This window comes from Holdemanella sp. DFI.5.55 (genome assembly GCF_020593575.1).
GTDB classification, from domain to species: domain Bacteria; phylum Bacillota_I; class Bacilli_A; order Erysipelotrichales; family Erysipelotrichaceae; genus Holdemanella; species Holdemanella hominis.
This window is the reverse complement of sequence record NZ_JAJDMK010000164.1, coordinates 1-1151: the sequence shown is the minus strand read 5'-3', so window position 1 is coordinate 1151 and position 1151 is coordinate 1. Positions and strand designations below refer to the sequence as shown.

1 protein-coding gene is annotated in these 1151 nt (G+C 32.6%); it reads right to left on the bottom strand.

What is annotated here, in order from left to right; genetic code table 11:
- On the bottom strand, positions 1-1077 hold a 1077-nt coding region (locus LJE08_RS13560; RefSeq protein WP_227403524.1), incomplete at its 3' end, for an IS1380 family transposase.
- Positions 1078-1151: the final 74 nt, after the last annotated feature.

The window sequence follows — 1151 nt, the reverse complement described above, 5'->3', positions numbered from 1 at the left end:
GGCTAGACTTGAAATTAGAAAATCCATTTCATTTTTTACGAATTCTTTATGTGAAAGAATTCCACCGTTGAAATCATCTTTTAATTCTTTTGTAAAGTTTTCGCTGTTTCCTCTTGCTTCATAAAAGTCCATTGCTTCTTTGGGACTTTTCTCAAAATCATTTGTGATTATGCAATAAACCATAGGCACTAACTGAAGCATTCCGCCTTTTTCTAAGCGAAAGGCTTTGTATACAATTCTTCGCTTTTTTGTCTTGTTTATCTGAATCGTATATTCTCCATAATAAGGTTCTGTATAGTCAAAATCATTCCAGTCTGCCTGATTTATGACCATATCCATTACGGATTCTCTAATGTTTTTCTTAAAATTCTTAACTCGGATATAATACGTAACCTGATTGTTTTCCAGATATTTAAACAAATCCCTTCTGTAAAAGGCGCTGTCACCTCTGAATCTTATATTTCCGGTATTGTTCAATTGTGTAAATATCTGTTCAAGTTCTTCAATGATTCCATTAGAAGAATAAGCAGAGCCAGTTCTCAACAAAGATGAAAGTAAGAGCTTTGAATGGTATTCATTGATTACGAGTGGATGATATCCATTTTTCTGATAATGATGAATATAGGCACTGGCTTCCTGGTTGCCACAAGTTGTAACCATGGTGGAATCCGCATCAAGAATTGGATCATCTATATTTGTATTCACAAAATCATATGCAAGCTGAGTAATGATTTTTTTGAATTCATTGGTTGTATTTAAAGATACACGGTCATAGAAACGACTTACCGTAGCTTGAGAACATATCAAGGATTTGAGTGACAGTAAAGGATCATTAATTAATATTTTCTGATCAGACTGGTCATTATATCCCAGTAAACATTTGATAATTTGTTGAAACAAGATATTCGTGTTTGAATATACAGGAAGATGTCTTAAATCCACAAATGAAATAGAATCTAATAGTTTTTTCAAATTTATCTTTTCAAGAAATTGAGAAAGAAGAATGGATCCACCATCACTGGAAAGATTCCCACCGTTAAAATTAATCTTGTCAAAAAGTGAATTAGTTTGTATCATAGGTATGGCTCCTTTTTTTGGTTTTGACGCCTATATTATAGAGGAGCTTTTCTTATATGAAAAGTTCACCCAAT